Annotated in this window: 18 protein-coding genes; 5 read left to right on the forward strand and 13 right to left on the reverse strand. The window is 71.6% G+C overall.

The genetic code is table 11. The annotated features are described in order from the left end of the window. Entirely contained in the window at positions 1 to 798 is a 798-nt protein-coding gene (locus ACZ5XS_RS10960; RefSeq protein WP_468649915.1) for a TIGR03943 family putative permease subunit, read from the reverse strand. Continuing rightward, positions 795 to 1,814: a permease gene (locus tag ACZ5XS_RS10965; RefSeq protein WP_468649917.1), complete on the reverse strand. Its 1,020-nt coding sequence runs from the start codon at positions 1,812 to 1,814 to the stop codon at positions 795 to 797. Before ACZ5XS_RS10965 ends, ACZ5XS_RS10960 begins: the two co-directional genes overlap by 4 nt. 200 nt (positions 1,815 to 2,014) lie before the next feature. On the opposite strand from ACZ5XS_RS10965, the gene ACZ5XS_RS10970 reads away from it, so the two are divergent. Further along, complete coding sequence (locus ACZ5XS_RS10970) at positions 2,015 to 3,955, forward strand: NAD-binding protein (protein ID WP_468650185.1); 1,941 nt, start codon at positions 2,015 to 2,017, stop codon at positions 3,953 to 3,955. Positions 3,956 to 4,092: 137 nt separating this feature from the next. Here the strand turns inward: ACZ5XS_RS10970 and ACZ5XS_RS10975 are convergent, their stop codons facing one another. Then, the gene (locus ACZ5XS_RS10975; protein ID WP_468649919.1) at positions 4,093 to 5,910 is read right to left on the reverse strand and encodes a S9 family peptidase; all 1,818 of its coding nucleotides are present in this window, start codon (positions 5,908 to 5,910) and stop codon (positions 4,093 to 4,095) included. Between the two features lie 153 nt (positions 5,911 to 6,063). Between ACZ5XS_RS10975 and ACZ5XS_RS10980 the strand changes: the two genes are divergently transcribed. Both ACZ5XS_RS10980 and ACZ5XS_RS10985 read left to right on the forward strand, forming a co-directional pair. Then, the gene (locus ACZ5XS_RS10980) at positions 6,064 to 6,438 is read left to right on the forward strand and encodes a nuclear transport factor 2 family protein (protein ID WP_468649921.1); all 375 of its coding nucleotides are present in this window, start codon (positions 6,064 to 6,066) and stop codon (positions 6,436 to 6,438) included. 44 nt (positions 6,439 to 6,482) lie between these two features. After that, positions 6,483 to 7,280 (forward strand): SURF1 family protein, encoded by a 798-nt coding sequence (locus ACZ5XS_RS10985; protein ID WP_468649923.1) that lies wholly within the window; start codon positions 6,483 to 6,485, stop codon positions 7,278 to 7,280. Positions 7,281 to 7,304: 24 nt separating this feature from the next. On the opposite strand, the gene ACZ5XS_RS10990 is transcribed toward ACZ5XS_RS10985, so the two are convergent. The 4 genes from ACZ5XS_RS10990 to ACZ5XS_RS11005 all read right to left on the reverse strand — a co-directional run bounded on the left by ACZ5XS_RS10990 (position 7,305) and on the right by ACZ5XS_RS11005 (position 11,919). Continuing rightward, positions 7,305 to 8,351, reverse strand: coding sequence for a hypothetical protein (locus ACZ5XS_RS10990; protein WP_468650187.1), 1,047 nt, complete (start codon positions 8,349 to 8,351; stop codon positions 7,305 to 7,307). A 119-nt stretch (positions 8,352 to 8,470) separates the two neighbouring features. Then, the gene (locus tag ACZ5XS_RS10995; protein WP_217237059.1) at positions 8,471 to 9,046 is read right to left on the reverse strand and encodes a SigE family RNA polymerase sigma factor; all 576 of its coding nucleotides are present in this window, start codon (positions 9,044 to 9,046) and stop codon (positions 8,471 to 8,473) included. 522 nt (positions 9,047 to 9,568) lie between these two features. Further along, positions 9,569 to 10,639 carry an aspartate-semialdehyde dehydrogenase gene (locus ACZ5XS_RS11000; protein WP_468649925.1) on the reverse strand — a complete coding sequence of 357 codons (1,071 nt, stop codon included), beginning with the start codon at positions 10,637 to 10,639 and terminating at the stop codon, positions 9,569 to 9,571. Then, a complete protein-coding gene (locus tag ACZ5XS_RS11005; protein ID WP_217237061.1) occupies positions 10,639 to 11,919 on the reverse strand; it encodes an aspartate kinase in 1,281 nt (426 codons plus the stop codon). Before ACZ5XS_RS11005 ends, ACZ5XS_RS11000 begins: the two co-directional genes overlap by 1 nt. A 213-nt stretch (positions 11,920 to 12,132) precedes the next feature. Here ACZ5XS_RS11005 and ACZ5XS_RS11010 point away from each other — a divergent pair, with 213 nt between their 5' ends. After that, positions 12,133 to 12,846, forward strand: a complete 714-nt coding sequence (locus tag ACZ5XS_RS11010) for a response regulator transcription factor (protein WP_468649927.1) — start codon at positions 12,133 to 12,135, stop codon at positions 12,844 to 12,846. Continuing rightward, entirely contained in the window at positions 12,843 to 14,192 is a 1,350-nt protein-coding gene (locus ACZ5XS_RS11015) for a sensor histidine kinase (protein ID WP_468649929.1), read from the forward strand. Before ACZ5XS_RS11010 ends, ACZ5XS_RS11015 begins: the two co-directional genes overlap by 4 nt. 73 nt (positions 14,193 to 14,265) lie before the next feature. Here ACZ5XS_RS11015 and ACZ5XS_RS11020 read toward each other — a convergent pair whose 3' ends face one another. The 6 genes from ACZ5XS_RS11020 to ACZ5XS_RS11045 all read right to left on the reverse strand — a co-directional run bounded on the left by ACZ5XS_RS11020 (position 14,266) and on the right by ACZ5XS_RS11045 (position 18,325). Further along, complete coding sequence (locus ACZ5XS_RS11020; RefSeq protein ID WP_468649931.1) at positions 14,266 to 14,766, reverse strand: SgcJ/EcaC family oxidoreductase; 501 nt, start codon at positions 14,764 to 14,766, stop codon at positions 14,266 to 14,268. A gap of 160 nt (positions 14,767 to 14,926) precedes the next feature. Continuing rightward, entirely contained in the window at positions 14,927 to 15,112 is a 186-nt protein-coding gene (locus ACZ5XS_RS11025) for a hypothetical protein (RefSeq protein ID WP_468649933.1), read from the reverse strand. Between the two features lie 1,170 nt (positions 15,113 to 16,282). Further along, a complete protein-coding gene (locus ACZ5XS_RS11030; RefSeq protein ID WP_468649934.1) occupies positions 16,283 to 16,537 on the reverse strand; it encodes a hypothetical protein in 255 nt (84 codons plus the stop codon). A gap of 82 nt (positions 16,538 to 16,619) precedes the next feature. Continuing rightward, entirely contained in the window at positions 16,620 to 17,285 is a 666-nt protein-coding gene (locus ACZ5XS_RS11035) for a DUF5063 domain-containing protein (protein ID WP_468649936.1), read from the reverse strand. Beyond that, on the reverse strand, positions 17,278 to 17,877 hold the full coding sequence (recR, locus tag ACZ5XS_RS11040) for a recombination mediator RecR (protein ID WP_007383602.1): 600 nt from the start codon (positions 17,875 to 17,877) through the stop codon (positions 17,278 to 17,280). The genes ACZ5XS_RS11035 and recR overlap by 8 nt, the downstream gene beginning before the upstream one ends. A 103-nt stretch (positions 17,878 to 17,980) precedes the next feature. Beyond that, positions 17,981 to 18,325: a YbaB/EbfC family nucleoid-associated protein gene (locus ACZ5XS_RS11045; RefSeq protein ID WP_217237067.1), complete on the reverse strand. Its 345-nt coding sequence runs from the start codon at positions 18,323 to 18,325 to the stop codon at positions 17,981 to 17,983. Between the last annotated feature and the right edge of the window lie 57 nt (positions 18,326 to 18,382).

The following is an 18,382-nucleotide window of genomic DNA, read 5'->3' on the forward strand; positions in this document are numbered from 1 at the left end:
TCAGTTGTTCCAGGTCTCGTCGTACGGATCCTTGGGCGCCTTGACCGGAACGGCACCGCTGACCTCGATGAACGGGATCGGCCTGCCGTTGACCGGATCCCGGGTCCGCTTGGCCGTGTACGTGCCGGTGACCTCCAGCCACGTGTCCGGCTGCAGCACCGGCGGGACCCGGCCGGCCAGACCGACCTTGACCGGCTGGGCGTCGGCGGCACAGCAGTTGAGGGCCATCCGGACCAGGTACGGCGTCCCGGTACCGTCCAGCGCCACGAACCCGGTGACCTTGACCTGCCGGTCGCCGAGCGAACGGCCGTGACCGTAGGCCGCCCGGCCCGCGTAGTCGACGAGGTTGAGACGGAGCGGCCCGTCGGCGGGCAGGGCGGCATAGCCGAGCGGCTGCTGCAGGGCCGTCCCGGTGCGCAGGGCGCTGTACGAGCCGAGTGCGGGCGGGGCGACGAGGATCAGGGCGAGGAGGGGAAGGACGAGGAGCCAGGAGACGCGGGGCTCACGGTGTTCCCCGTGCCCGTCGTGAGCGCCGTCCTCCCCGTGCTCCGCGGGCTCACCTTTCGCGTCCTCCCTCTCCCCCCTCTCCTTCCTCTCCTCGGTCCCCTTCTTCTCCTGCTTCGCCCGCCACTCGTACCAGACCGTCGCCACCGCCGCCGCGACCAGGACGACGCCGGAGGCCAGCAGCATCGGACGCAGCCCTGCCTTGACGTACCGCAGGTAGAGGTCGGTGAGGCCGGCGTGCAGCAGGGCCGCGCCGAGCAGGAACAGCACGGCCGCCTGCGCCTGCCGGTTCACAGCAGCACCGCCCCGGTCAGCACCGACACCGCGACGGCGAGGACGAAGGTCGCGGGCGCGAACCGCACGGCGAAGCCCCGCCCGAACGTCCCCGCCTGCATCGCGAACAGCTTCAGGTCGATCATCGGCCCGACGACCAGGAACGCCAGCCGCGCGGTCAGCGAGAACTGCGTCAGCGAGGCCGCCACGAACGCGTCCGCCTCCGAGCAGATCGACAGCAGTACGGCGAGAACCGCCAGCGCCAGCACGGACACGACCGGATGCTCGGCCGCCAGACGCAGCCACTGCTCCGGAACCACCGCCTTGAGCGTCGCGGCGGCCATCGCCCCCACCACCAGGAACCCGCCCGCGTGCATCACGTCGTGCCGGACCGAGCCCCAGAACGCGGCGCCCCTGCCCTGACCCTCGTACGCCTCCCGGGCGGGCGGGCGCAGCCAGTCGGCGCGGCCGAGCCTGAGCCACAGCCAGCCCATCGCGCACGCCACCAGCAGGCTCGCGACGAAGCGGGCGAGCACCATCTCGGGGTCGTTGGGGAACGCGACGGCCGTGGCCGCCAGCACGATCGGGTTGATCGCCGGCGCGGACAGCAGGAACGCCAGCGCCGCGGCCGGCGTGACCCCCCGTCTAACCAGCGCCCCCGCCACGGGCACGGACGCACACTCGCACCCCGGCAGCACCGCCCCCGCCATCCCGGCCACCGGCACCGCCAGAGCGGGCCGTCCGGGCAGCGCCCGCGCGAAGAACGACGCCGGCACGAACACCGCGATCGCCGCCGACAGCAGCACACCCAGCACGAGGAAGGGCAGTGCCTGCACCATCACGGCGACGAAGACGGTCATCCAGCTCTGCATGACGGGTGCCGACAGCGCCCGGCGCGCGGGCCCCTGGGCGAGCACCATCACGACGAGCAGCAGGGTGAGGGCGAGCTGGGAGTTGAGCCGCCACCCGTCTCTGCCGGGCGGCGAAGGGCTCGGGGCGTCGCCCGTCCGCCGCTCAGCGGCTTTGGTGATGGCCACGGGCGAGGTACCTCCGGGCTTCGGGGTCGATCCCTTCACTCCTGTACGAGGATTCTGCCCCCGCTGTTCAACTCCGCGCGGGATCATGTCCCCCTCGGTCCGGACCCGGCCGTGCAACCACCCGTACCAGTGAGGCAGTCTTGCCCCTCGTGGGGAGCGTTCCGAATCAGAGTCCGCCCGGTGGTGCCACCGCCGCGCACATGGTGGTGTGCGGCGACGACGGGCTGGCGCACCGGCTGGCCGCCGAACTGCGCGGGGTGTACGGCGAGCAGGTCACCCTCGTCGTGCCGCCCGCCGAGCGCACCGTACGGCCGCCGGTCGTCGGTCGGGCCCGCACGGCCTCGGCACTGCTGGACCGGGTGGTGAACGCGGCCGTCAACCGGGCCGGGGGCGCCGGCGCTCCGCCCCCGGACTCCCCGGGACTCGATCCGGTGCTCGTGGAGGCCGGCGAGGTGACCGAGGCCGTGCTCGCCGAGGCCGGGGTGGAGCGGGCCGCCGCACTCGCCCTCGTGTACGACGACGACGAGACCAACATCCGCGCCGCCCTCACCGCCCGCCGTCTCCATCCCACCCTGCGGCTCGTCCTGCGGCTGTACAACCGGCGGTTGGGACAGCACATCGAAGAACTCCTCGACCAGGCCGCCACGTTGGCGACCGGCGGCACGACCGGGCCCGCCGCGGTCTTCGACGCCTCCACGACGGTCATGTCCGACGCCGACACGGCCGCGCCCGCGCTGGCCGCGAGCGCCGTCGTCGGCACCAGCAAGGTCGTACAGACCGACGGGCTGATGCTGCGCGCGGTGGAGCGTCCGGTACCGAGGCCCGGCGAGACGGCCGACCCGGGGCTGGCCACGCTCGCGCTGCTGTCCGCGACGCCCAACGACCCGAACAGCGGCCCGGCCGGCGACCCGAACGGTCCCGAGAGCGGCGAGCAGGGGCCGCTGCTGCTGCCCGACGCGGCGACGGTGCGGGCCGCCGCCGGGCGCGGAACCGTCGTACTGGAGCAGGTGTCGTACTCCGGGCCCGCGCTGCCCGCCGGGCGCGGGATCGTGCCGCCGTTCGCCTCACTGTTCTCACGGCGGCTGCGGTGGTCGCTGGCCGGGCTGGTGGGGGCCGTGGTCGCGCTCGCGGTCGCGCTGACCCTGGTCACCGGCGACCATCCGCTGCACGCGACCTACCTGACCCTGCTCGACCTGTTCGCCATCAACGACCCCGCGATCGGCGCGTCCACCGGCCGCCAGGTCCTCCAACTCCTCTCCGGTCTGGTCGGGTTGCTGCTCCTGCCGGTGCTGCTCGCGGCGGTGCTCGAAGCGCTGGGCACCTTCCGGAGCGCGTCCGCGCTGCGCAAACCGCCGCGCGGGCTCGGCGGACACGTCGTGCTGCTCGGCCTCGGCAAGGTCGGTACGCGCGTGCTGACCCGGTTACGCGAACTGCACATCCCCGTGGTGTGCGTCGAGTCCGACCCCGACGCACGCGGACTCGCCACCGCGCGGCGGCTGCGGGTGCCGGTCGTGCTCGGTGACGTCACCCAGGAGGGCGTGCTGGAAGCCGCCAAGATCCACCGCGCGAACGCGCTGCTCGCGGTGACCAGCGCGGACACCACCAACCTGGAGGCCGTGCTGTACGCGCGGTCCGTACGGCCCGACCTGCGGGTCGTCCTGCGGCTGTACGACGACGACTTCGCGACCGCCGTGTACCGCACCCTGCGGGCCGCGCACCCGGGGGCCTCCACGCGGAGCCGGAGTGTGTCGCATCTGGCGGCGCCCGCGTTCGCCGGGGCGATGATGGGGCGGCAGATCCTGGGGGCGATCCCGGTCGAGCGGCGGGTGTTGTTGTTCGCCGCCGTGGAGGTGGGCGGGCATCCGCAGTTGGAGGGCAAGACGGTCGGGGAGGCGTTTCGGGCGGGGGCGTGGCGGGTGCTCGCCCTGGACACGGCGGCCTCCGGCGGTGAACGGGAGGAGCCGGCCGCGGAGGAGGCCTATGAGGACGTGCGGTCGCCTGGGGCGTCGTCCGGGCTGGTGTGGGACCTGCCCGACACGTACGTCCTGCGGGCGTCGGACCGGGTGGTGCTGGCGGCGACCCGTCGAGGGCTGGCGGAGTTGCTGGGCAGGCGGGCACAACGGGAGCGGGCGGGGGCGTAGGCGGCATCCGTCGGTCGGGCTTCGCCCGGGCTGCGCGAGGGTTCGCGCAGCCCGGCGCTACGCGGTGCCGCCCGCGCCCGCCCGTGCCGGCCGGGCGGCACGACCGTCCGCGGGCCCACGGGGCCGGCCGCCCCCGGTCACACGCTCACGTGCCTCGCAGCGAAGTCCAGTTCCAGTTGGACCTGCTTGATGCGTTCGTCGACGACGAGGGAGCCGTGGCCCGCGTCGTAGCGGTAGACCTCGTGGATCGCGCCCCTCGCCTCCAGGCGTTTGACGTAGTTGTCGATCTGGCGGATCGGGCAGCGGGGGTCGTTGACGCCGGCGGAGATGTAGACCGGGGCCTTGACCTGGTCCACGTACGTGAGGGGTGAGGAGGCCTCGAAGCGTTCCGGGACCTCTTCCGGGGTGCCGCCCAGCAGGGTGCGGTCCAGGGCCTTCAGGGCCTCCATCTCGTCGTGGTAGGCCGTGACGTAGTCGGCGACCGGTACCGCCGCGATGCCGAGGGACCACGCGCCGGGCTGGGTGCCGAGGCCGAGGAGGGTGAGATAGCCGCCCCAGGAGCCGCCGGTGAGGACGAGGCGGGAGGGGTCGGCGAGGCCGGAGGCGATCGCCCATTCGCGGACCGCCGCGATGTCCTCCAGCTCGATGAGGCCGACCCGGTGTTTGAGGGCGTCGGTCCAGGCGCGGCCGTAGCCCGTGGAGCCGCGGTAGTTGACGCGGACCACCGCGTACCCGTGGTCCACCCATGCCGCCGGGCCCGCGGCGAAGGAGTCGCTGTCGTGCCAGGTCGGGCCGCCGTGGATGTCGAAGACGGTGGGGAGCGGTCCGGTCGCGCCCGCCGGCTTCTGGACCAGGGCGTGGATGCGGCCGCCCGGACCCTCCACCCACACGTCCTGCACGGGGACGGACCCCGGGGACTTCATGCCGGGCGGGTCGAGGACGACCCTGCCGGTCGTCGAGCGGACGGTCGAGGGCTCGGCGGCCGAGGACCAGAGGTATTCCACGCTGCCGTCGGGGCGGGCCGTCGCCCCGGAGACCGTGCCGGCCGGGGTCGGGATCCTGACCAGGTCGCGGGTCGCCGGGTCGTAGCGGAAGAGTTCGCTGCGGGCCTCGAAGCTGTGCGCGATGAGCAGCCCGGTGCCGTCCGGGTACCACTCGGCGCTCACGTCGCCGGGCAGGTCCAGGGCGAGGTCGTTCTCCACACCGGTCGCCACGTCCCACACCAGGGGCTCCCAGCGGCCCCGCCGCTGATGCCCGATCAGCAGCCGGGTGTCCCCCTCCACCGGTGCGAAGCCGAGCACCTCGAGGCCCAGTTCCTCGCTGCCGCCCTTGGTGTCGTCGAGCTCGGCGACCGGTGTGCCGTCGGGGCGCAGGACGCGCAGGGCCGAGTGCATCGCGTCGCCGTGCTCGGTGTGCTCGATCGCGATCAGCGAGCCGTCGTGGGAGAGGTCGCCGACGCCCGCCGACTCGCGGTGGCGGTAGATCTCCACCGGGGCCTCGCCGGTGCGGGCGACATGGATGGTCGTACCGTCCTCGTCGGTCGACCGGCCCACGACCGCCGTCCGGCCGTCCCGTCCGAGCGCCAGGCCCGCCGGGTACGACGCCTCCAGCCCGGGCGTGGCGAGCTCGTCCTCCCCGCCCTCGAACGGCTGGCGGCGCCAGACGCCGAACTCGTCGCCGTCCTTGTCGTCGAACCACCACACCCAGGTGCCGTCCGGGGAGAGCACACCGTCCGTCGTGCCGTTCGGCCGGTCGGTCACCTGGCGTTGCCCGCCCGTCGCGCGGTCCCAGGCATACAGCTCGTACGTCCCCGTCGCGTTCGACACGAACAGGGAGCGGTCCGGTGCGTCCTCCGCCCAGTCCGGCAGCGACACCCGGGGCGCCCGGAAGCGCTTCTCCCAGTCCGGCATCTCCTCGTTGCGCTCGGCCGCGGCGGACCCGTTGCTCTCAGTCATGGCCCCATACTGCCCGCACCGACCGACAACGCGCCGACCAGGGCCCCCAGCCTGTGGACAACTTTCGCCGCACCGGCCGCCCCTCCGCCCGCCGCACCGGCCGCCCTCGGCGCTCCCGGTCCGTTGTCAGTGGCGGGGTGCAGACTCTCCGGCATGACCGATCTGCGCAGGACAGTCGAGAACTTCTGGACCTCCGCCGAGGCCCGGGACTGGGACACGTTCACGGACACGCTGGCCGAGGACGTGGTGTACACGCTGCCGCAGACGCGCGAGCGGATCAGCGGACGGGAGACGTACGTCCGGTTCAACCGTGAGTATCCGGGCGACTGGCACCTGCGCGTCGAGCGGATCGTCGCCGAGCCGGAACAGGTGGTGACCTGGATCCACTTCACGGTGGGACCGGAGGAGATGCACGGCATCTCGTTCTTCACGGGGGACGAGAGCGGCCGGATATCCGCCGTCACCGACTTCTGGCCGGAGCCCTACGAGCCACCGGCCGGCCGGGAACACCTCGTCGAGCGGTACTGACCCCCGAGGGCCGGCCCCCGCCGGAGCCCCGTACCTTTGATGGCGTGTACCGGTTTCTGCTGACGCCCCGTTGGTGGGGGATCAACGTCTTCGTGCTGCTCGCCATCCCCTTCTGCCTCTTCATGGGGTCGTGGCAGCTGAGCCGCTTCGAGGACCGGATGCAGGACCATCAGGCCGTGAGCCCCGAGGCGGGGCCGGGCGAGCGGGAGAGCGCCCGGCCGCTGGCCGAGCTGCTCCCTGTGGACAAGGCGACCTCCGGGGAGCCGGTCACCGCGACCGGCAGGTACGACCGCCAGCTCCTCGTCCCGGACCGCGAACTGGACGGCAAGGAGGGCTTCTACGTCCTGACGCTGCTGCGCACCGACGGCGGCAAGGCCCTGCCCGTCGTCCGGGGCTGGCTGCCCGGCACCCCCGACCCCGCGAAGGCCCCGGCCGCGCCCACCGGCGAGGTCACCGTGACCGGTGCCCTCCAGGCGTCCGAGTCGCCGGGCAGCAACGGCGTCAGTGCGCAGGGCGGACTGCCGGCCGGGCAGACCGCGGCGATCAGCGCGGCGTCGCTGGTGAACCTCGTGCCGTACGACCTGTACGACGCGTGGGTCACGCTCGCCGAGGCGGACTCGGGCATGACCGCGGTGCCGGCGGCTGCACCGCCGGACACGGGGCTGGACCTGAAGGCGTTCCAGAACCTCGGCTACACCGGTGAGTGGTTCGTGTTCGCCGGGTTCGTGGTGTTCATGTGGTTCCGGCTGCTGCGGCGGGAGGTCGAGTTCCTCAAAGACGCGGAGCTGGGGCTGGTGCCGGACGAGGACCAGGAAGAGGAAGCGGGCCGGGTGACGGTCTGAGACCGGCACCGAAGCGCGGCGCCCTCAGGCCCCCGCCAGCACGCCCGTCCAGTACACGGTCCCCGCGCACGCGTTGGACACCAGCGCCGAGATCGACGGCGCCCCGCCCTCCGCGGTGTTCGTGACGATCACACTGCCGTCGGCCGTGCCGTCCTCGGTGAGGAGCTGGGTCGAGGTACCGGTGTCCCCGCCCGTGGTGGTGCCGGTGCCGCCGTCGGTGGAGGGTTCGTCCGTGGGCGTGGGGTCGGGCGTCGGGTTGCCCGTGTCGCCGCCCGTGGTGCCGCCTGTCGTGGGGCAGGTCTCCGAGGGCACCCAGGCGAACTTGACGTCATAGGCACCGCCCGGCTTCAGCACCAGCGAGGCCACTTCCAGGGCCGGGTCGGGCAGCGAGGCCGCCGCGTCCCCGGCGACATGCCGGGCCGTGGTGATCTTGGCGGCGTCCGCCGCGCCCTGCGGGGTCGGCGTGACCGAGCCGGGTCCGTTGACGGAACAGCTGATGGCGGAGGTGTTGGTGATGCGGAAGGTGCCGTAGACCGCACCGACCGAGTCGGGCGCGTCGACGCTCTGAGTGGTCGAGCCGAGCTCGGCGGCCGTACAGACGGGGACGCCCGCCGCGCTGGTGGCGGAGGGGTCGGCGCCGCCGCCGGCCCCGGTGCTGCTGCCGGTGCTCTTGCCCTTGTCCTCTTCCTTCTGCTCGCCCTTGCCCTTGTCCTCGGTGTTGCCGGCGGAGCCGCCGGAGGTGCTCTCGCCGCCGTCGGGGCCCTTGCCCTCGCCGGCGCCACCCTGCGTCTGGGAGTAGTGCCCTGCCATGGACGGGTCGGCGTCGGCGCCGGCGGAGTTCGAGACGTGCACGAGGGCCGGGATGGCGGTGCCGACGAAGAGGGCGGCGGCCGCCATGCCGACGACGGCCTGCCGCTTGCGCGCCCGCCGGGCGGGTACCGCCTTGCGCAGATGGTCCAGCGTGCCGTCGCTCGGCTCGATCTCCTGCACCGCCTGGTGCAGCAGGCTGCGCAGTGCCAGCTCGTCCGAGTCGAGCCCGGGTGAGCTCTGGTCGTCGGGGCCGTGGTTCACAGTTCCGTTCCCAGCGTGCGATTGCTTCGGCGCCTGCTCGTCCGACGACTGTGTCGGCTCGCGCCATTCATAGGGCTCGTGGGGGACGTGCAGATGACGCCGTCCGTCGTTGTCTCCGGTCATGCCGGGGCCTCCATGGCGACCCGCAGAGCGGCGATGCCGCGCGAGCCGTACGCCTTGACGGAACCCAGCGACACCCCGAGGGTCTCGGCGACCTGTGCCTCGGTCATGTCCGCGAAGTAGCGCAGCACCAGGACCTCGCGCTGGCGGCGCTGCAGGCCCTTCATCGCCTTGATCAGGGAGTCGCGCTCCAGCTGGTCGTACGCACCCTCCTCGGCGCTCGCCATGTCCGGCATCGGCTTGGAGAGCAGCTTGAGGCCGAGGATGCGGCGGCGCAGGGCCGAGCGGGAGAGGTTGACGACCGTCTGACGCAGGTACGCGAGGGTCTTCTCCGGGTCACGGACGCGTTTGCGCGCGGAGTGGACGCGGATGAAGGCCTCCTGGACGACGTCCTCGCAGGAGGCGGTGTCGTCGAGAAGGAGGGCGGCGAGACCCAGCAGCGAGCGGTAGTGCGCCCGGTAGGTCTCGGTGAGATGGTCGACGGTCGTGCCGGCGGCCACGACTTCTTCGGCGCCGTCACGCTGTCCGGGGATGCGGGCGGGCCGCGCTGCGGGCATGGGGGCGATCACCGGCATGCCACCGGGTGTACCGGCCATGCGGGGTCGTAGGGACGGGCGGGGCGGCCGAAGGGCCGTGCCGCGCGTCGCCGCTCTGAAGTCGAGAACCTCTGCCACGCCAGTTGGACACGCTTCCCCCCGTCATGGTTGTACGCGACCGACCGTCTTCTGCCAGGCAGTACAACTGACCGTGCGTCAAACGCGCTCATGCCCAACCCGCTCTTCCCCTGTGTCCTGAATGGCCAGGGCGTCCCCACGCCCCGTCAAGCGTCCCCGCACCCCCAAGGGCGTTCGCAAAGACGCTCCCCGCCCTCCGCGTGGTTGCGGAGGACGGGGAGCCAAATCTTCGGATGCCGAGGCGGCTCGGTTTCAAGTGGTCCGGACCAACGGCCGGCTCACATTTCTCATACAGATCCTACAAATGTACGCGGTTTCTGCGAGGACTTTTCCGGCGGTAACCCCTTGCTTCCACACACGTCACACACGGCATGAAGCGCACGAGGCCGCCGAAACGTCACACCGGCCCCGCGACCTGGGACCTCACCGCAACTCCGCCGCCACCAGCTCGGCGATCTGCGCGGTGTTGAGCGCGGACCCCTTGCGCAGGTTGTCCCCGCAGACGAAGAGTTCGAGCGCCGTCGGGTCGTCCAGCGCCCGCCGCACCCGTCCGACCCAGGTCGGATCGGTGCCCACGACATCGGCAGGCGTGGGGAACTCCCCGGCCTCCGGGTTGTCGAACAGGACGACGCCGGGCGCTGTGGCGAGGATCTCGCGCGCCTTGCGGACGGTGACCTCGTCCTCGAAGCGGGCGTGGACGGTCAGTGAGTGCGTGGTGACGACCGGCACCCGGACACAGGTCACCGCGACGGGCAGCCGGGGCAGTCCGAGGATCTTGCGCGACTCGTCGCGCACCTTCATCTCCTCGGACGACCAGCCGTCCTCGCGCAGGGACCCGGCCCACGGCACGACGTTCAGCGCGACCGGCTCCGGGAACGGCCCGGTGTTGTCGCCGACCGCCCGCCGCACGTCACCGGGGCTGGTCCCCAGTTCCGTGCCGGCGACCAGGGACAGCTGCTGGCGCAGCGTCTCGACACCGGCGCGCCCCGCCCCGCTCACCGCCTGGTAGGAGGAGACGACGAGTTCACGCAGTCCGAACTCGGCGTGCAGCGCGCCCAGCGCCACGATCATGGACAGGGTCGTGCAGTTGGGGTTGGCGATGATGTTCCGCGGCCTGACCCGGGCCGCGTGCGGATTGACCTCGGGGACGACCAGGGGCACGTGCGGGTCCATCCGGAAGGCGCCCGAGTTGTCCACCACCACCGCGCCCTTGGCGGCGGCGACCGGCGCCCACTGGGCGGACACCTCGTCGGGTACGTCGAACATGGCGACGTCGATCCCGTCGAAGGCCTCCTCCGACAGGGCCACCACCTCGACCTGCTCACCGCGCACGGCCAGCTTGCGGCCGGCCGAGCGCGGTGAGGCGATCAGACGGATCTCGCCCCAGATGTCCGCGTGCTGGGACAGGATCTGGAGCATGACCGTGCCGACGGCTCCGGTCGCACCCACGACCGCGAGCGTCGGCCTGCCGGTTCGCCCGGCAACCACGGTCATCAGCGGCCAGTGCCCCCGTAGACGACGGCCTCGTCGCTGTCGGAGTCGAGCCCGAAGGCGGAGTGCACGGCGCGGACGGCCCCGTTCACGTCGTCCTGGCGGGTGACGACGGAGATGCGGATCTCGGAGGTCGAGATCAGCTCGATGTTCACGCCCGCGTCGGACAGCGCCTGGAAGAAGGAGGCGGTGACGCCCGGGTTGGTCTTCATGCCGGCGCCGACGAGCGAGATCTTGCCGATCTGGTCGTCGTAGCGCAGCGACTCGAAGCCGATCGAGCCCTTCGCCTTCTCCAGGGCGTCGATGGCCTTGCGGCCCTCGGTCTTGGGGAGGGTGAAGGAGATGTCCGTCAGACCCGTGGAGGCCGCGGACACGTTCTGCACGATCATGTCGATGTTGATCTCGGCGTCCGCGACGGCGCGGAAGATCACCGCGGCCTCGCCCGGCTTGTCCGGGACGCCGACAACCGTGATCTTGGCTTCGGAGACGTCATGGGCGACTCCGGAGATGATGGCGTGCTCCACCTGCTGGTCCCCTTGCGACTCGGGCTTCTCGTTGCTGACCCAGGTGCCCGGCAGTCCGGAGAAGGACGAGCGGACGTGGATCGGGATGTTGTAACGGCGTGCGTACTCGACGCAGCGGTGCAGCAGCACCTTGGAGCCGGAGGCGGCGAGCTCCAGCATGTCCTCGGAGGAGATCCAGTCGATCTTCTTCGCCTTCTTCACCACCCGCGGGTCGGCGGTGAACACGCCGTCGACGTCGGTGTAGATCTCGCACACCTCGGCGTCGAGGGCGGCGGCGAGCGCCACGGCCGTGGTGTCGGACCCGCCGCGTCCCAGCGTGGTGATGTCCTTCTTGTCCTGGCTGACGCCCTGGAACCCGGCGACGATGGCGATGTTGCCCTCGTCCAGAGCCGTCCGGATCCGGCCGGGCGTGACGTCGATGATCCGCGCTTTGTTGTGGACCGAGTCGGTGATGACGCCCGCCTGGCTGCCGGTGAAGCTCTGCGCCTCGTGGCCCAGGTTTTTGATCGCCATGGCCAGCAGCGCCATGGAGATCCGCTCTCCGGCGGTCAGCAGCATGTCGAACTCACGCCCGGCCGGCATCGGGGATACCTGCTCGGCGAGATCGATCAGCTCGTCCGTCGTGTCGCCCATCGCGGAAACGACCACGACCACCTGGTGGCCGTTCTTCTTCGCTTCCACGATTCGCTTGGCGACGCGCTTGATGCCCTCGGCATCGGCTACGGAGGAGCCTCCGTACTTCTGCACGACAAGGCCCACGTGCGCTCCTCGCTCAGTCAGTCTCTATCCGCACATACGCATATGTACTGCGGTCGGCTCAGTCTATCGAGCGCCCGAAATTCGCCTCTGAGGTATCGCATCGTGAGACTCGGGCGCCCAGGTCAGCGCATGCCCACCAGAGGGCCTCCGGAAAAGTGCCAAGCGTCACAGGTCCTGACGGTCAATGAAGTCTCAAGCACTAGGGTTCGGCCTGTGCACGTACTTCTCGTCGAAGACGATGAACCGGTCGCCCAGTCCCTGCGCCGCGGCCTGACTCGCTACGGCTTCGAGGTCGACTGGGTCACCACGGGCGCCGCCGCCCTGGCCCACCCCGAGCCCTACGACGTCGTACTCCTCGATCTCGGCCTGCCCGACACCGACGGCCTCGACGTCTGCCGGGCCCTCAGAGAGCGCGGTGGCGTGCCGATCATCGTGATCAGCGCACGCAGTGACGAGACGGACCGGGTGGTCGGCCTGGAGCTCGGCGCCGACGACTACGTGTCCAAGCCCTTCGGCGTGCGGGAGGTCATCGCGCGGATAAGAGCGGTCATGCGGCGCGTGCAGCCGCGTGAGGCCGCCGCGGCCGGCCCCGACCGCTACGGCACCCGCCTGACCGTCGACCGCAAGGCCGCCCGCGTCCGCCTGGACGGCGAGGAGGTCGCCCTCGCGCCCAAGGAGTACGACCTGCTGGCCTTCCTCACCGAGGAGCCGGGCGCGCTGATGTCGCGCGAGCAGATCATGGAGGCGGTCTGGGACGCGAACTGGTTCGGCCCGACGAAGACCCTGGACGTGCACGTGGCGGCGTTGCGGCGGAAGCTGAAGGGTGCGATCACGATCGAGGCGGTGCGGGGGGTCGGGTTCCGCCTGGAGATCGTCAAGGACGACGGCGAGAGCGGTGACGGCACGAAGGACAGCGGCGCCTCATGAACCGCCAGCTCATCCGCAGCTACATCCTGCTCGTCGCGGTCGCGATCTTCCTCTTCACCGTGCCGGTCGCCTTCACGCTCACCAAGCAGCTGCGCGACGACACCGCGGTGTCCGTCCTCCGCGAGGCCAAGACCATGGCGCTGCTGCTGGGCAACGGCGACCGGACCTCGTGCGACGCCCTTGAGCAGATGGCCGAGGCGTACCGCGCCGAGACGCCCGGCAAGGTCGAGGCGACCCCCACCAACGGCTGCGTACCGAAGCTGCCCCGGCCCGAGAACGACGCGGCCCTGGCCCGGGCCCTGAAGGGCGAGAAGCCCGAGCCCGACTGGGGCGCCGACTTCATCTGGGGCAAGGAGCTGGTCATCACGGTCCCCGCCCGGTCCTCCGACCAGGGCGGCGCCGTACGGATCGTGTACTCGACCTCGGACATGACCGGCAGGCTCTGGCAGATCTGGGGCTTCAGGGCCGGCCTGGCCGTGCTCGTCCTGGCCGCGGCGGCCGCGATCGGCGCTGTCGCCGCCCGCCGCATCACCGCGCCCCTGCGCGAACTCAACGCCATGGCGAGCAGGTTCAGCGACGGCGACCTGACCGCGCGTTCCGCGGTGACGGGTCCGACCGAGACGCAGACCCTGGCCCGCACGCTGAACCAGGCGGGAGAGCGCCTGGACACCCTGATCGCCTCGCAGCGCATCTTCGTGGCCGACGCCTCCCACCAGCTCCGTACGCCCCTCACGGCGTTGCGGCTGTCGCTGGACAACATCGCCGACGGGGTGGACGACGAGTTCGTACGGGAGGACGTGGAACAGGCCACCGCCGAGGTGGTCCGCATGAGCCGGCTGGTCAACGGACTGCTGGTGCTGGCACGGGCCGAGGCGAAGGTGACGGCCGCGGAGCCGCTGTCCCTGCCGGACATCGTGAACGACCGGCTGGCGGTGTGGAGGCCGGCCGCCGACGAGCGCGGAGTCACCGTCGCGCTCGGGGGGAGTGCCGACGGCCGGCTGCTGGTGCTGACCAGCCCCGGTCACCTGGACCAGGTGCTGGACAACGTGCTCTCGAACGCCCTGGAGGTGTCACCCGACGGCGGCACGATCACCGTACGGATGGAGACACGGGGCGACGAAGTGGTGTTGTCGGTCCTCGACGAGGGTCCCGGCATGTCGGATCCGGAGAAGTCCCGCGCCTTCGACCGCTTCTGGCGCGGCCAGGGCCTGACCGGCCGGTCCGGCTCCGGTCTTGGCCTCGCCGTCGTCAAGCAGCTGGTGACGGACGACGGCGGGACCGTGACGCTCCGGGACGCTCCCGGCGGCGGACTGTGCGTGGAGATCCGCCTGCGTGCGGGCGGCTGACCGGCCGGCGGGTTTTCAGGCGGCACCCCGGGGACTCGTCCTCGGGACCAGCCCTCGGGATCAGCCCTCGGGATCAGCCCTCGGGCATCGCCGAGGAGTGGTGGTTGACGATCAGCCACTCACCGTCGATCTTCTCGAACACGTACGTGTAGCGGGCCTCGACCACGCGCTTCTTGCCGGTGTCGGGGTCGGTCAGCGTGAACTCGTACACGCCGGTGTCGATCGCGGAGTCGGCGTCGAGGACGTTGACGATCGTCTCGGTCTTCTTGCCGACCGGCTTGTTGTCCAGGAAGTGGTCGAAGTAGTCGACGATCTCGGCGCGGTCCGTGCGGACCTGGTTGGAGACGGTGGGCAGGAGGACCGCGTCCCTGGCGTACAGGTCGGCGACCTTCTCCGAGTCACCGGTCTGCAGGGCGGCGTTCCAGGTGTCGAAGAGCGAGGCGATCTGCTTCTTGCTCGCGTTCTTCGGGGAGGCCTGGCCGGCCAGGCTGACACCGGCGGCGACCGTGCCGACGGCGACGACGGCGGTGGCGGTCACGATGGCTGCGCGCTTGGATATGGAACGACGGGTCATCGCTGTCTCCTGCGATCGAGGCGGGTCTTCCTCCCTCCGCGTGCTGTGCGGTGTGGAGTGACTCCAGACTCTCTTTTCGCTGGTTAGGCCCCGTACAGGCGAGATACAGGGCACAGCCAGGAAGCACCCAATTCATGCTCCGTGAGCGCCCGGTGACCGCTCAGGCGGCCGCTGCCTGCCGTCCGCGCAGCAGGCTCACACCGGCGCCCAGGGACACCACACCCATCCCGACGGCGGTCATGACACCCTGCGACCCGTCCACGACGAACGGCGCGGCCACGGCGACGGTGAGGTTGAACAGGAACAGGAACCACAGGGCGGGCTTGGAGGAGAGCAGCGACTTCATGGCGTTTCCCTTGGGGCGTGAGGGCCGTTGCGGGCCGGCTGACCTTGCGCCCTCCACGATTCCGTTCTCCGGCCGCCGCCACGAGGGAGTGCTCTCCCGGACGCGTGGTGGAGCGGGCTACCCCCGGGGCGACCCACGGCGGGACGCCCCTGAGCGGACTCAGGATCGCCCGCGACCGGACCGTGTTCCGGGTGATCCGGCCCCAGGACCCGCGTCCGGTCCTCCAGCACCGGGACGAAGAGCTTCGCCGCACCCTCCGCTGTCGCTCCCCCGCCGACTCGTAGGCGGCGGCGAGGTTGCTGCGGGAGACGAGCGTGTCGGGGTGGTCGTGGCCCAGGACACGCCGGCCAGGACGTTCTGCGTCCACCAACTCCACGGAGTGCCGCGCCTGTTGGTCGGCGCGACAGCAGGAGGCCAGGTGGTGCCAGGCGCGGAGGGTTTCCGGGTGGTCCTCGCCCAGGGTCTCGCGGCAGCGTGCTGGATCTGCTCGCACAGCGGGAACGCCTGCTCCAGGTCGCCCAGGGCCCGGCAGGCGTCGGCGAGGTCGTTGCACGCGCCCAGCGTCACCGGGTGGTCCTGGCCCAGCGCCCGCCGGCGGGCCTGCGGCGCGGCCCGATGGGCCGGGATCGCCTGCCGTGCGGTGCCCCCGCCGCCCGGCAGCGCGATGGCCAGGGCGGCGAGCCCAGGTCCTGCCCGGCCCGCCGATCCGCCCGGTGCGCGGCCGGCGCGGACTTCCCGATGCCGCCGAGCCCGCGCAGCGCCTGGACGGACCACCACACCGCGCGCGGCACTCAACCCCTGGTCGAGACGAGCGAGTTCGTGGGCGACGGCCTACGAAGCCCTGGCGGGCGGGGATGTTGCGGGGGCCGTGCCCAGGGGATCGGGCGGGAAGGCGACCCGGCGGCCGACGTGGGTGCTCTGGTCGACGTGCATCGCGAGGGAGTTGGCGCCGGTCAGGACCTGGTGGATGTCCCTGGGGGGGCGATCGACCGGTCCCCGGACGCCTCCGACGGCGAACTCATCGCCCGTCGCCGGTCGACGCGGAGCCGATGTCACCTCCCGCGGCGATCGACCGATCGCTGGAGGCGGTCACGCTCCCGGCTCGGGGAGCGGGAGGAGCCGGGGCAGGGGGCTCCGCGGGTGGCGCCGGCACCGCGGTACCGTCGCCCGTCACCGCCACGTTGATGCTCCCGCCCGCGGCGACGGACCGCGCACCGCCGGCGGTGGCCGACGAGTGCCGCCACCGCCCGTGAAGAGGGCGTAGATGGTGAGGGCCAGACCCACCAGCCCCGCCGCTCCCCCGGCCACGCTCGCCCACGGATCCGCCGCGTCGACATCCAGCACACCGCCGACGACCAGCCCCGCCGCTCCCGCGGCACAGAGGCCGATCCCCGTCCACATCAACGCCTTCGCCTGCCCCGTCATGGGGCCATCATGACGCTCGTGGCGGCCGCGGCGCAGGGCGTTGGACGGGCGCTTCCGGCCGGTGAGCCGGAGTTGTCCCGGGCTATTTGGCTTCGGCCTGGTGCAGGCCCAGCGGGCCCCCGATCTCCTCCGCCATCACCCGGCCCGCCTCGAACTCCAGGGTCTCGTCGCCGATTTCCTGGTCCGTGTCGAGTCCGTCGAGCTCCTCCAGGGGCTGGTTCAGGCGGACGTGGGCGACCACCGACTGGAGTGCGCGCAGGCTCGCCGACGCTGTGGAGCCCCAGTTGGAGAAGTAGGAGAACTGCCACCACCACAAGGCCTCAGAGGTGCGGCCGGCGCGGTAGTGGGCCATGCCGTGGCGGAGATCGGTGATGACGTCGGCGAGGTCGTCGGAGATACGGGCCGGCACGGGCGCCTTGCGGGGCTCGTAGGGGTCGAAGACCTCGGAGTAGATGTCGATCGGGTCGAGGAGCCGGGCCAGGTTCTCGCGGAGGTCGTCCACGTCGCCCTCGGGGCCCAGGTCGGGCTCGTAGCGCTCGTCGGGGACGATGTCCTCGTGCGCGCCGAGGCGGCCGCCGGCCAGCAGGAGCTGGGAGACCTCCAGGAGGAGGAAGGGGACCGCCGAGTCCGGCTCGTCGCCCCTGGCCACCTCGGTGACGGCCACCAAAAAGCTCTCGATCTGGTCCGCGATCTGGACCGCGAAGTCATCGGGATTCTGGCTGCGTTCGTGCAGCGTGGCGTCAGACATCTAGGAGTCGTCTCCCCTCGAAGGCGCGGCCGAGGGTCACCTCGTCCGCGTATTCCAGGTCGCCGCCCACCGGGAGGCCGCTGGCCAGGCGGGTGACCTTGAGGCCCATGGGCTTGATCATGCGGGCGAGATACGTGGCCGTCGCCTCGCCCTCGAGATTCGGGTCCGTGGCGAGGATGAGCTCCGTGACGGTCCCGTCGGCCAGCCTCGCGAGCAGTTCCCTTATCCGCAGGTCGTCGGGGCCGACACCCTCGATCGGGCTGATCGCCCCGCCGAGCACGTGGTACTTGCCGCGGAACTCGCGCGTGCGCTCGATCGCCACGACGTCCTTCGGTTCCTCGACCACGCAGATGACGGACAGGTCGCGGCGGGGGTCGCGGCAGATGTTGCACAGCTCCTCCTGCGCGACGTTGCCGCAGGTCGCGCAGAAGCGGACCTTCGCCTTGACCTCCATCAGACACTGCGCGAGACGCCGTACGTCGGTCGGTTCCGCCTGGAGGATGTGGAAGGCGATCCGCTGCGCGCTCTTGGGACCGACGCCGGGCAACCGCCCCAGTTCGTCGATGAGGTCCTGGACCACGCCTTCGTACAACGGACTGCCCGTCCTTCCTGGGTTCCTTCTGTACGTACGGTAGTTGCCCGGTGCCCCTCTTAGTAAGGCGGGCCGGGCACTGGGTTGGTGCGAGGTGAGGAGACTAGAACGGCAGGCCCGGGATGCCGCTGCCGCCGCCGAGGCCCTGGGCCAGCGGACCGAGCTTCTGCTGCTGGAGCGTCTGCGCGTTCTCGTTGGCCGCCTGTACGGCCGCCACGATCAGGTCGGCGAGGGTCTCGGTGTCGTCCGGATCCACCGCCTTCGGGTCGATCTTCAGCGCGCGGAGTTCGCCGGCGCCGGTGACGGTGGCCCGCACCAGGCCTCCGCCCGCCTGACCGTCGACCTCGGTCCTGGCCAGTTCCTCCTGTGCGTTCGCCAGGTCCTGCTGCATCTTCTGGGCCTGCTGCAGCAACTGCTGCATGTTGGGCTGCCCACCACCGGGGATCACGATCAGCTCCTTGGTCCGTACGGAGTTCCCGTCAGCACGAGCCTACGTGCTCCGCGC

The sequence above is a fragment of the Streptomyces sp. NPDC033131 genome, from assembly GCF_055578365.1.

Bases quoted from the DNA above. Each gene is read 5' to 3' on its own strand.
- ACZ5XS_RS10980 (WP_468649921.1), top strand. From the start codon at position 6,064: ATGACCGATCTGCGCAGGACAGTCGAGAACTTCTGGACCTCCGCCGAG.
- ACZ5XS_RS11000 (WP_468649925.1), bottom strand. From the start codon at position 10,639: ATGACCGTGGTTGCCGGGCGAACCGGCAGGCCGACGCTCGCGGTCGTG.
- ACZ5XS_RS10995 (WP_217237059.1), bottom strand. From the start codon at position 9,046: ATGCCGGTGATCGCCCCCATGCCCGCAGCGCGGCCCGCCCGCATCCCC.
- ACZ5XS_RS11035 (WP_468649936.1), bottom strand. From the start codon at position 17,285: ATGTCTGACGCCACGCTGCACGAACGCAGCCAGAATCCCGATGACTTC.
- ACZ5XS_RS10970 (WP_468650185.1), top strand. From the start codon at position 2,015: ATGGTGGTGTGCGGCGACGACGGGCTGGCGCACCGGCTGGCCGCCGAA.
- ACZ5XS_RS11015 (WP_468649929.1), top strand. From the start codon at position 12,843: ATGAACCGCCAGCTCATCCGCAGCTACATCCTGCTCGTCGCGGTCGCG.
- ACZ5XS_RS11020 (WP_468649931.1), bottom strand. From the start codon at position 14,766: ATGACCCGTCGTTCCATATCCAAGCGCGCAGCCATCGTGACCGCCACC.
- ACZ5XS_RS10975 (WP_468649919.1), bottom strand. From the start codon at position 5,910: ATGACTGAGAGCAACGGGTCCGCCGCGGCCGAGCGCAACGAGGAGATG.
- ACZ5XS_RS11030 (WP_468649934.1), bottom strand. From the start codon at position 16,537: ATGACGGGGCAGGCGAAGGCGTTGATGTGGACGGGGATCGGCCTCTGT.
- ACZ5XS_RS11025 (WP_468649933.1), bottom strand. From the start codon at position 15,112: ATGAAGTCGCTGCTCTCCTCCAAGCCCGCCCTGTGGTTCCTGTTCCTG.